We start from the raw sequence: 11,573 nt of genomic DNA, 5'->3' as shown, positions 1-11,573 counted from the left end.
CAGCGCGCGGCTTGAACGTGCGTTCGCCGGCGGCGGCCGGGGCGGCCTTCTTCGGGCGGGCCGGCTTGTCCCCTGCGGGCGGCGCAGCGGGACGCACCGCCTTGCGGGCGACGAGGCTGCCGGAGCGGACAGGGGCGCGGGTCGGCGACGCCGGCTTCGGATTCTTGACGGTTAATTTGGTGCGCATAAACGCTGGAATTCATTCAGACTGCGATCGCACGCAGCAATTCGGTTTCGAGCTGGATCTGCAGGCGGTTGTCGGACAAGCCGGCACCCGCGAGCAGGAAGATGTCCTCGACGCGTTCGCCGAGCGTATTGATCCGCGCCGCGTGGACGCCGATCCGATGCTCGGCGAGTACGCGCGCGATCGAATAGAGAAGGCCCGGCCGGTCGTTGGCCGACACGGACAGGATGTAGTACTGGCCGCGCTCGTCGGCCCGCAGGTCGACGCGCGGCGTGATCGGAAACGTCCGGGACAGCCTCGACAGGCGGCCCTTGGACGGCTCCGGCAGCGGGGCGGTTTCGGTGAGCCGCGACGCGAGCTGTTGCTCGACGAGATTCGCGATGTCGCGGTACCGCACGTCACGTTCGGTCTGCGTGACGATGAAGTTGTCGAGCGCATAGCCGTGCCGCGTCGTGCTGACGCGTGCGTCGAGCACCGACAGCCCGTTGCGGTCGAAATACGCGCAGATGCCCGCGAACAGGTCGGGGCGATCCTTCACGTACACGAGCACCTGCAGCGCATCGCCGATCGGCGACGGCCGCGCGCGGACGATCGCGGTTTCGTCGTTCACGTGCCGGTACAGCACGCGTGTTTGCCAGGCGATGTCGGCCGCGTCGTGACGCAGGAAGAAGCCGACGTCGAGCTGATCCCACAGCGCGCGGTGTGCGTCGTCGGGCACGGTTTCCAGGCGCAGCAGCGCGAGCGCCTGCTCCTGCCGCGACTTCAGCTCCGAATGCGCGTCGGGGTTGGCGCCGCCGAGCACCGCGAGCGTGATGCGGTACAGATCCTCGAGCAGCTTGCCCTTCCACGTGTTCCACACCTTCGGGCTCGTGCCGCGGATATCGGCGACGGTCAGCAGGTAGAGCGCGGTGAGGCGCCGTTCGTTGCCGACGAGTTCGGCGAAGCGCTTGATGACTTCGGGGTCGCTCGTGTCCTGCTTCTGCGCGACCTGGCTCATCGTCAGGTGATGCTGGACGAGCCACACGATCAGCGCCGCGTCGTCGCCGGGGATTCCGTGTTCGCGGCAGAAGCGCCGCGCATCGGTCATCCCGAGCGTCGAGTGGTCGCCGCCGCGGCCCTTCGCGATGTCGTGGAACAGCGCCGCGACATACAGCACCCACGGGCGCTCGAAGTTGCCGATCAGCTGGCTGCAGAACGGATATTCGTGCGCATGCTCGGCGACCGCGAAACGGCGGATGTTGCGCAGCACCATCAGGATGTGCTGGTCGACCGTGTACACGTGGTACAGGTCGTGCTGCATCTGGCCGACGATGCGGCGGAAATTCAGCAGGTAGCGGCCGAGCACGCTCGTCTGGTTCATCAGCCGGAACGCGTGCGTGATCCCTTCGGGTTGCTGAAGGATCCGCATGAACGTGTCGCGATTCTGCGGATCGCGGCGCCACGCGTTGTTCATGATCTCGCGCGAGTTGTACAGCGCGCGCAGCGTGCGCGCGGACAGGCCCTTCACGCCGCGGGTCGTCTCGTACAGCAGGAATGCTTCGAGGATTGCGTCGGGGTGGCGCTCGAACACGCCGTCGTCGACGATCTCGAGCATGCCCTGCTTCTCGACGAAGCGGTCGGGCGACAGCACGCGCGTGATGCCGCTCGTCGCGGGGAACAGCTGAGCCTCGATGTTCTGGATCAGGATCGTCGCGAGCTGCGTGACGGCTTTCGCGGCCCAGTAATAGCGGCGCATCAGCTGTTCGCTCGCACGCTTGGCCTGCGTCGGCTGGTAGCCGAAGCTCTCGGCGGCCTGCGTCTGCAGGTCGAACACGAGCATGTCCTGGCGGCGGCCGGCGATCACGTGCAGCCGCGCGCGCAGCGTCTTCAGGAATCCTTCGTTGCGGCGCAGCTCGCGCGCTTCGCGATCGGTGATGAGGCCGCGCGTGTCGAGCTCGCGCCAACTGCTGCCGAAACCGGCCGCGCGCGCGATCCACAGGATCGTCTGCAGGTCGCGCAGCCCGCCGGGGCTTTCCTTCACGTTCGGTTCGAGGCTGTACGGCGTGTCCTGGAACTTCGCGTGGCGCTGGCGCATCTCGAGCACCTTCGCGGTGAAGAACGCGCGGGCGTCGAGCGCCTCGTGGTAGCGCACCGTGAAGCGCTCGAACAGCGCGGTGCTGCCGACGATGCGGCGCGCTTCCAGCAGCGAGGTCTGCACCGTGACGTCCTGCGACGCCTCCTCGATGCACTGCGCGACCGTGCGCACGCTGCTGCCGATCTCGAGGCCGAGATCCCACGCCATCCCGATGAAGCGCTCGATGCGCGCATCGAGCGCCGGGTCGTGCGCATCGGGCAGCAGCACGAGGATGTCGACGTCGGAATAGGGCGCGAGCTCGCCGCGCCCGTAGCCGCCGACGGCGACGAGCGCGAGCGTCGCGGGCAGCCCGCAGTCGTCCCATACGCGCTTCAGCGCATCGTCGGTGAGTTTCGACAGCGCGTGCATCAGCGACGCGACGTTCGTCGCGCGGCGGAAGCGCTCGAGCATCTCCGTCTTGGCGGCCTTGAATTCGGCGCGCCGCGACAGCGCGTCGGGCGAGGGGGCGGCGTGAGCGCTCATGGGCGGCTGTTCAGGTGCGGGCAGGGCGGGCTGGCGCGGTGGCGCTCAGACCGCGGCGGCCGGTTGCGCGAACACGGGGCGCGCCGGCGTGCCGGCCGATACGGTCAGCACTTCGTAGCCGGTTTCGGTGACGAGCACCGTATGCTCCCACTGCGCGGACAGGCTGCGGTCGCGCGTCTTGACCGTCCACTGGTCGGGCATCGTGCGGATGTCGCGCTTGCCGGCGTTGATCATCGGCTCGATCGTGAAGATCATCCCGGCCTTCAGTTCGATGCCCGTGCCCGGACGGCCGTAGTGGACGACCTGCGGATCCTCGTGGAACACCGTGCCGATGCCGTGGCCGCAGTATTCGCGCACGACGCTGTAGCCCTGCGCTTCCGCGTGCTTCTGGATCGCGTAGCCGATGTCGCCGAGGTGCGCGCCGGGCTTGACCTGGTCGATGCCGAGCCACATGCATTCGTAGGTGGTCTGCACAAGGCGCTTCGCCATGATCGAGCCTTCGCCGACGATGAACATCCGGCTCGTGTCGCCGAAGTAGCCGTTCTTGATCACGGTGATGTCGATGTTCAGCGCGTCGCCGTTCTTGATCACCTTCTCGCCGGGGATGCCGTGGCAGATCACGTCGTTGACCGAGATGCAGGTGGCCTTCGGGTACGGCGGATAGCCGGGCGGCTGGTAGTTCAGCGGCGCGGGGACCGTGCCCTGCTCGTTGAGCATGAACTCATGGCAGAGCCGGTCGAGTTCGGCGGTCGTGATGCCCGCGACGACGTGCGGGGTGATGAAATCGAGCACTTCGCTCGCGAGACGGCAGGCGACGCGCATCTCGGCGATATCGTGTTCGTTTTTGAGCGTAATAGCCATCGAGGTATGCCTGGAATGCGGTGAATTGACGGATTATCGCACCTTCTGGCAGGCGTCGCAGCCCCTGCCGGCGGTGCGGATGCGGGTTTTCGCGGATTGTCCGCCCCGTCGCCGCACGGCAAGCAAAAGTGGTGAGCGACTTGAGAGCGGACAAATCGGCGTGCTATACTCTTTGGCTAAGTCGATATCCAAATGCCGAACTTGCCCCGTTTTGGGGCGGCATGACGGTGAAAGGCTTACGGCACGGGCGTTTTGCACGTGTCGAATCGCAAGCCGGCGCAACCAGGGTGCCGGCCGCGTGGAATCGGACCCTCCGGGGCAGGTTCGCGCGGCGGTACGGCGGCCGGCTTAAGACCCAACCCTCGTGGAGAATTTACATGGCAGTTACGATGCGCCAAATGCTGGAAGCGGGTGTCCACTTCGGTCACCAGACGCGCTTCTGGAACCCGAAGATGGCTCCGTTCATTTTCGGTCACCGCAACAAGATTCACATCATCAACCTCGAAAAGACGCTGCCGATGTTCACGGACGCACAGAAGTACGTGCGCCAGCTGGCAGCGAACCGCGGCACGATCCTGTTCGTCGGCACGAAGCGTCAATCGCGTGACACGATCGCTCAGGAAGCGCAGCGCGCAGGCATGCCGTTCGTCAACGCACGCTGGCTCGGCGGCATGATGACCAACTTCAAGACGCTGAAGGTATCGATCAAGCGCCTGAAGGACATGGAAGCGGCAGTCGAGGCAGGTGAGCTCGAGAAGATGAGCAAGAAGGAAGCGCTGCTGTTCGAACGCGAAATCGCCAAGCTGCAGAAGTCGATCGGCGGCGTGAAGGACATGGGCGGCATTCCGGACGCAATCTTCGTCGTCGACGTCGGCTACCACAAGATTGCCGTTACCGAAGCGAACAAGCTGGGCGTGCCGGTCATCGCCGTGGTCGATACGAACCACTCGCCGGAAGGTGTGGATTACGTGATCCCGGGTAACGACGACTCGAGCAAGGCAGTCGCACTGTACGCTGAAGGCGTGGCCGACGCGATCCTCGAAGGCCGTGCAAACGCGGTCAACGAAGTGGTTCAGGCTGCACGCGGCGACGACGAGTACGTCGAGGAAAACGCGTAACTGGCCCCGAGCCGGCGCAAAAAGGGGGCTCTCAACAGGCCCCCTTTTTTTAAGCTTGTGCGCCGGACCTGATCGCGCCGATTTGGTGCGGGTCCGGAAACGAATCTCGGCCGTTCGCGTCCAAGCGGGCGGCGTTGTGAATACAGACTCAAGGAGCGAATGATGGCGGCAATTACCGCAAGCATGGTGGCAGAACTGCGCGCAAAGACCGACGCACCGATGATGGAGTGCAAGAAGGCGCTGACGGAAGCTGACGGCGATCTGGCCAAGGCTGAAGAGCTGCTGCGCGTCAAGCTCGGCAACAAGGCGAGCAAGGCGGCATCGCGCGTGACGGCAGAAGGCGTCGTCGCATCGTTCGTCGGCGGCAACGCAGGCGCGCTGGTCGAACTGAACTGCGAAACCGACTTCGTCGCGAAGAACGACGACTTCCTCGCATTCTCGAAGACGGTTGCAGAACTCGTTGCGACGCAAAACCCGGCTGACGTGGCTGCGCTGTCGGCACTGCCGCTCGAAGGTTCGACGGTCGACGCAGTGCGCCTGGCACTGATCGGCAAGATCGGCGAGAACGTCTCGATCCGCCGTTTCGTCCGTTTCGAAACCGCAAACAAGATCGCAACGTACCTGCACGGCGCGCGTATCGGCGTGATCGTCGAGTACACGGGTGCGGAAGAGCAGGTCGGCAAGGACGTCGCGATGCACATCGCGGCGATGAAGCCGGTCGCACTGTCGTCGGCTGACGTGCCGGCAGAACTGATCGAGACGGAACGCCGCGTGGCCGAGCAGAAGGCTGCGGAATCGGGCAAGCCGGCCGAGATCGTCGCGAAGATGGTCGACGGTAGCGTCCAGAAGTACCTGAAGGAAGTGTCGCTGCTGAACCAGACGTTCGTGAAGAACGACAAGCAGACGATCGAGCAGATGCTGAAGGCAGCGGATTCCGCAGTGCAGAAGTTCTCGCTGTTCGTCGTCGGCGAAGGCATCGAGAAGCGCCAGGACGACTTCGCCGCCGAAGTGGCCGCGCAAGTCGCAGCAGCAAAGCAGCAGTAAGCCGTAAGCAGTCAGGCAGTATCCGCGGCGGGCGTCCGCTCCGCCGCGGTCGGCGCCGCCGCCGGCCGGCCGGGAAACCCGGTCCGACCGTCGGCGCTTGCCCGAATCAGTATTTCGCCCCTACAGTTCGTGGTTGTCATCCTCTCGTCGCTCGGAAGCCCCTATGTCCAATGCCTATAAACGCGTCCTTCTCAAACTCTCCGGCGAAGCGCTGATGGGCGACGATGCCTTCGGCATCAATCGCGCGACGATCGAACGGATGGTGGCCGATATCGCCGAAGTCGTGCGTCTCGGTACGCAGCTCGCGGTCGTGATCGGTGGCGGTAATATTTTCCGCGGTGTCGCGGGTGGCGCGGCCGGCATGGATCGCGCGACGGCAGACTACATGGGGATGCTCGCGACGATGATGAACGCGCTGGCGCTGCAGGACGCAATGCGCCACGCCGGCATCGAGGCGCGCGTGCAGTCCGCGCTGCGCATGGACCAGGTCGTCGAGCCGTACATCCGGCCCCGCGCGATTCGCCAGCTCGAGGAAGGCCGCGTCGTGATCTTCGCGGCCGGTACCGGCAACCCGTTCTTCACGACGGACACGGCCGCCGCGCTGCGCGGTTCGGAAGTGGGTGCCGAGGTCGTGCTGAAGGCGACCAAGGTCGATGGCGTATATTCTGCCGATCCGAAGAAGGATCCGTCGGCCACGCGCTACACGACGATCACTTTCGACGAGGCGATCAGCCGCAACCTGCAGGTGATGGACGCGACGGCCTTTGCGCTGTGCCGCGACCAGAAGCTGCCGATTCGCGTGTTTTCGATCAACAAGCCGGGCGCGCTCAAGCGCATCGTGCTGGGCGAGGACGAAGGTACGCTCGTCCACGTGTAAACTCCCGCGGATGCGGGTCATCGGCCGCGGCGCGCCAGATGCGCCGGGCGGGGCCCGCGTTCTTTGAAGGTTTGAAGGTTCGGAGGTTGAAATGAGTGTCGCTGATACCAAGAAGGGCGTCGAGCAAAAGATGCAGCGCTCGATCGAAGCGTTCAAGAACGATCTGGCAAAGATCCGTACGGGCCGTGCACACACCGGTCTGCTCGATCACGTTCAGGTCGACTACTACGGCTCGATGGTGCCGATCTCGCAGGTCGCGAACCTGACGCTCGTCGACGCGCGCACGATCGGCGTGCAGCCGTGGGAAAAGAACATGGTGCAGAAGGTCGAGAAGGCCATCCGCGAAGCCGACCTGGGCCTGAACCCGGCCACGTCCGGCGACCTGATCCGCGTGCCGATGCCCGCGCTGACGGAAGAGCGCCGCCGCGAACTGACCAAGGTCGTGAAGGGCGAAGGCGAAACGGCCAAGGTCGCGATCCGCAACCTGCGCCGCGACGCGAACGAAGCGCTCAAGAAGCTCGTGAAGGACAAGGAAATCTCGGAAGACGACGAGCGCCGTGCGAGCGACGACGTGCAGAAGCTGACGGACAAGCACGTCGCCGAAATCGACAAGCTCGTGCAGACCAAGGAAGCCGAGATCATGACGGTCTGACGACCGTCCTCGCGCGCCGCCTTCTTCCCGCATTACTGTCTCAACGGCCATGACCTATACCAGCTCTACCGTTCGCGTGCCTGACGTCGGCGTCGTGCCGCGTCACATCGCGATCATCATGGACGGCAACGGCCGTTGGGCGACCGAACGCCGCTTGCCGCGCGTCGCGGGGCACACCCGTGGCGTCGATGCCGTGCGGTCGGTGGTCGAAGGTTGCGCGCGCGCCGGCGTCGAATACCTGACGCTGTTCGCGTTCAGTTCGGAGAACTGGCGCCGGCCGAACGACGAAGTGTCGTTCCTGATGCGACTCTTCATCACCGCGCTCGAGCGCGAGATCGGCAAGCTCCATGCGAACGGGATCCGCCTGCGTGTCATCGGCGATCTCGACCGCTTCGAGCCGCGCATCCGCGAACTGATTCGCCGCGCCGAAACCAAGACGGCGCGCAATACCCGTCTGACGCTCACCATCGCGGCCAACTACGGTGGCCGGTGGGACATCCTGCAGGCGACGAAGAAACTCGTCGAGCAGGCCGTGCGCGAAGGTCGCGAGGTCGAAGTGACCGAGGACGCGTTCGCGCCGCACCTGGCGATGGCCTATGCGCCGGAGCCCGATCTCTTCATCCGTACCGGCGGCGAGCAGCGCGTCAGCAACTTCCTGCTGTGGCAACTCGCGTACGCCGAATTCTATTTCACCGACAAATACTGGCCGGATTTCGACGGCGCGGCACTGGCCGACGCCATGGCGTCGTATACGGAGCGCGAGCGCCGTTTTGGCCGCACGAGCGCACAGCTCGAACCGCAATCGCAGAACGCCGACTCCCTTTCATGCTGAAAACCCGTGTGATCACGGCGATCGTGATGCTGGCGGTGCTGCTGCCGGTGACGCTGTTCGCGCCGCTCACCGCGTTCGGCGCGCTGATCGGCGTCGTGCTCGTGTTTGCCGCGTGGGAATGGGCGCGCCTGCTCAAGCTCGGCGGTGCCGGTCCGGTCGTCTATGCCGTCGTCGCGGCGCTGGCGCTCGCGGCCACGGCGCCGCTCGGCGTCGATGCGGCTTCGTCCCGTCCCCTTTTCATGGCAGCCGGCGTGTTCTGGCTGCTGGTCGGCCCGTTCACGCTGCGGCGCAAGCCCGAGCTCGCGGGCGGCGTATGGCGGCCGTTCCTGCTGGCAGCCGGCCTCGTGGTCTTCGCGGCCTGCTGGCATGCGCTCGTCGCGGCGCGTGCGCAGGGCGTGCCGTTCGTGCTGTCGCTGCTTCTGGTCGTCTGGCTCGCCGATATCGGCGCATACTTCGCGGGCAAGGCCTTCGGAAAGCGTAAACTGGCCATCACGATCAGTCCCGGCAAGAGCTGGGAAGGCGCGATCGGTGGCTGGCTCGCCGTGATGGTCGTCGCCGGCGTCGCGATGGCCGCGCATGCGTTCGAGCCGACCCTGTTTTCTGCGTTCGCCGTGCGCTACGGGATGCCCGGCGCGTGGGCCGCACTGACGTTGCTGGTCGCGTATAGCGTGATCGGCGACCTGTTCGAGTCGCTGCTGAAGCGGCAGGCGGGCGTGAAGGATTCGAGCGGACTGCTGCCGGGGCATGGCGGCGTGCTCGACCGTGTCGACGCGCTGCTGCCGGTGCTGCCGCTCGCGATGCTGCTGCTTGGTTAAACCATTATTTCTGTTATGCAAAAACGTCTGACATTGCTCGGTTCCACGGGCTCGATCGGAGACAGCACGCTCGACGTGGTCGCGCGCCATCCCGAGCGCTTCTCGGTCTATGCGCTGACCGCACACCGCAACGGCGACAAGCTGGTCGAGCAGTGCCTGCGCTTCGCGCCTGAAGTCGCGGTGGTCGGCGATGCGCAGACGGCCGCGCACGTCGAAGCGAAGCTGCGCGCGGCGGGCAGCAAGACCACGGTGCTGTACGGCCCGCAGGCGCTCGTCGATGTCTCGAAGAGCGACGGCTGCGATACGGTCGTCGCGGCGATCGTCGGCGCGGCCGGCATGGCGCCGAGCCTCGCGGCCGCGCGCGCCGGCAAGCGCATCCTGCTCGCGAACAAGGAAGCCCTGGTGATGTCGGGCGCGATCTTCATGGACGCGGTGCGCGACCATGGCGCGATCCTGCTGCCGGTCGACAGCGAACACAACGCGATCTTCCAGTGCATGCCGCGCGACGCGGCCGAGCACGGCGGGATCTCGAAGATCATCCTGACCGCGTCGGGCGGCCCGTTCCGCACGCGCGAGCCGGCCACGCTCGTCGACGTGACGCCGGACGAAGCGTGCAAGCACCCGAACTGGGTGATGGGCCGCAAGATCTCGGTCGATTCCGCGACGATGATGAACAAGGGCCTCGAGGTGATCGAGGCGCACTGGATCTTCGGGCTGCCGGGCGACCGGATCGACGTGCTGATCCATCCGCAGAGCGTGATCCATTCGCTCGTGTCGTACCGCGACGGCTCGGTGCTTGCGCAGCTCGGCAATCCCGACATGCGCACGCCGATCGCGCACGCGCTCGCGTTCCCCGAGCGTGTCGATGCGGGCGTCGATCAGCTCGACCTAGCGCAGATCGCCCAGCTGTCGTTCGAGAAGCCCGATTACGCGCGCTTCCCGTGCCTCGCGCTCGCCTTGAAGGCGCTTGAGGAAGGCGGTATCGCGAGCGCTGCATTGAACGCCGCGAACGAAGTGGCGGTCGAAGCGTTTCTCGAGCGCCGCATCGGCTTCATGGCGATTGCGGCGACGGTCGACGCCGTGCTCGGCACGCTGCCGAACCGCACGCCCGACGGGCTCGACGATGTCCTGGCGGCGGATGCCGAGGCACGCCGCCTCGCCGCCGAAATCATTGCGAAAGCGCCTGCGCCACGCGTGGAGCGCACTGTCTGAATGGGGTGCTCATGAACGTGCTGGTCGAACTGATCGCGTTTGCGGTGGCGATCGGGGTGCTGGTCGTCGTGCATGAGTACGGACATTATCGCGTCGCGCGCTGGTGCGGCGTGAAGGTGCTGCGTTTCTCTATCGGCTTCGGCCAGCCCGTCGCGCGCTGGGTCAGCCGCCGGACGGGCACCGAGTGGACGCTGTCCGCGCTGCCGCTCGGCGGCTACGTGAAGATGCTCGACGAGCGCGATCCCGGCGCCGGCATCCCGCCCGAAGAACTCGGGCAGGCGTTCAACCGGCAATCCGTCTACAAGCGCATCGCGATCGTCGCCGCCGGGCCCATTGCCAACTTCCTGTTGGCAATCGTGCTGTTTTCCGTCGTATTTGCGAGCGGCGTGACCGAGCCGGCCGCGATCGTCGCACCGCCGGCTGCCGGCACGCTGGCGGCGCGCGCGGGCTTCGACGGCAGCGAGACGATCGTGTCGATCCGCAACGCGCAGGGCGGCGAGTCCGAGCCGGTGCGGTCGTGGTCGGACCTGCGCTGGAAGCTGCTGGCGGCCGCGTTCGACCACCGCGAGATCGTGCTCGGCGCACGCGACGGCAACACGACGTTCGATTTCCGCGTCGACCTCCGCGATGTTCCCGAAAGTCAGCTCGACGACGATTTCATGGCCCATCTGGGCTTCGAGACCGGCGGCGGCACGCTGTCGGTCGCGTCGGTGCAGCCCGGCAGCGCGGCGGAGCAGGCGGGCCTGAAGTCCGGCGACAAGCTGGTCGCGCTCGACGGCAAGCCGATCGGCGGCGCGTCGCGCTTCATCGATTTCGTGAAACACCATGCGGGCAAGCCGCTCGACCTGCAGATCGAGCGCGGCGGCGCCGCGCAGACGGTGTCGATCGTGCCGCAGACGCAGCGCGACGACGAGTCGGGGCAGCAGGTCGGCCGTATCGGCGCGGCGCTGTCGATGCATACGCCGTCCGTCGACGTCCGCTACGGGCCGATCGAGAGCCTGCAGCTCGGCGCGCACCGTACGTGGGACATCTCCGTGTATTCGCTGCGGATGTTCGGGCGCATGATTACGGGCAATGCGTCGCTGAAGAACCTGTCCGGCCCGGTGACGATTGCCGACTACGCGGGCAAGAGTGCGCGGCTCGGTCCATCAGCGTTCCTGTCGTTCCTCGCCCTTGTCAGCATTAGCCTTGGCGTCCTGAACTTGTTGCCGATTCCCGTTTTGGACGGGGGGCATCTGTTATATTATGCGGTTGAAGCTGCGACCGGGAAAGCCGTCTCGGAGCGCTGGCAACTGATTCTGCAAAGAGCCGGGTTGATCTGCATCGTCGCATTGTCGGCGATCGCGCTGTTCAACGATCTGGCTCGGTTAATCCATTTCTGA

10 protein-coding genes and 1 pseudogene are annotated in these 11,573 nt (G+C 65.8%); 8 read left to right on the top strand and 3 right to left on the bottom strand.

From position 1 onward, the window contains the following. From G3N61_RS27435 to map, 3 genes and pseudogenes are all read right to left on the bottom strand, one after another. Positions 1 to 187, bottom strand: a pseudogene (locus G3N61_RS27435) (pseudouridine synthase); the annotation flags it as partial. Positions 188 to 203: 16 nt separating this feature from the next. Next, a complete protein-coding gene (locus tag G3N61_RS27430; protein WP_205824048.1) occupies positions 204 to 2,780 on the bottom strand; it encodes a [protein-PII] uridylyltransferase in 2,577 nt (858 codons plus the stop codon). A gap of 45 nt (positions 2,781 to 2,825) precedes the next feature. Continuing rightward, positions 2,826 to 3,641 (bottom strand): type I methionyl aminopeptidase, encoded by an 816-nt coding sequence (gene map, locus G3N61_RS27425; RefSeq protein WP_089450837.1) that lies wholly within the window; start codon positions 3,639 to 3,641, stop codon positions 2,826 to 2,828. 377 nt (positions 3,642 to 4,018) lie between these two features. Between map and rpsB the strand changes: the two genes are divergently transcribed. From rpsB to rseP, 8 genes are all read left to right on the top strand, one after another. Continuing rightward, a complete protein-coding gene (gene rpsB, locus G3N61_RS27420; RefSeq protein WP_006752149.1) occupies positions 4,019 to 4,759 on the top strand; it encodes a 30S ribosomal protein S2 in 741 nt (246 codons plus the stop codon). A gap of 162 nt (positions 4,760 to 4,921) precedes the next feature. After that, positions 4,922 to 5,803 carry a translation elongation factor Ts gene (tsf, locus tag G3N61_RS27415; protein ID WP_043190814.1) on the top strand — a complete coding sequence of 294 codons (882 nt, stop codon included), beginning with the start codon at positions 4,922 to 4,924 and terminating at the stop codon, positions 5,801 to 5,803. A gap of 163 nt (positions 5,804 to 5,966) precedes the next feature. Beyond that, a complete protein-coding gene (gene pyrH / locus G3N61_RS27410) occupies positions 5,967 to 6,680 on the top strand; it encodes a UMP kinase (RefSeq protein ID WP_011352459.1) in 714 nt (237 codons plus the stop codon). Between the two features lie 91 nt (positions 6,681 to 6,771). Further along, positions 6,772 to 7,332, top strand: a complete 561-nt coding sequence (frr, locus tag G3N61_RS27405; RefSeq protein WP_043190817.1) for a ribosome recycling factor — start codon at positions 6,772 to 6,774, stop codon at positions 7,330 to 7,332. Positions 7,333 to 7,381: 49 nt separating this feature from the next. Continuing rightward, complete coding sequence (uppS, locus tag G3N61_RS27400) at positions 7,382 to 8,164, top strand: polyprenyl diphosphate synthase (RefSeq protein WP_043190821.1); 783 nt, start codon at positions 7,382 to 7,384, stop codon at positions 8,162 to 8,164. Then, positions 8,158 to 8,979, top strand: a complete 822-nt coding sequence (locus G3N61_RS27395) for a phosphatidate cytidylyltransferase (protein WP_043190825.1) — start codon at positions 8,158 to 8,160, stop codon at positions 8,977 to 8,979. The genes uppS and G3N61_RS27395 overlap by 7 nt, the downstream gene beginning before the upstream one ends. Before the next feature lie 15 nt (positions 8,980 to 8,994). Further along, the gene (locus G3N61_RS27390; protein ID WP_043190827.1) at positions 8,995 to 10,191 is read left to right on the top strand and encodes a 1-deoxy-D-xylulose-5-phosphate reductoisomerase; all 1,197 of its coding nucleotides are present in this window, start codon (positions 8,995 to 8,997) and stop codon (positions 10,189 to 10,191) included. 11 nt (positions 10,192 to 10,202) lie between these two features. After that, positions 10,203 to 11,573: an RIP metalloprotease RseP gene (rseP, locus tag G3N61_RS27385; protein WP_043190831.1), complete on the top strand. Its 1,371-nt coding sequence runs from the start codon at positions 10,203 to 10,205 to the stop codon at positions 11,571 to 11,573.

The sequence above is a fragment of the Burkholderia sp. Ac-20349 genome (genome assembly GCF_017104865.1).
In the GTDB taxonomy this organism is placed as follows: Bacteria; Pseudomonadota; Gammaproteobacteria; order Burkholderiales; family Burkholderiaceae; genus Burkholderia; species Burkholderia aenigmatica.
This window is presented reverse-complemented; position numbering and strand designations above follow the sequence as displayed.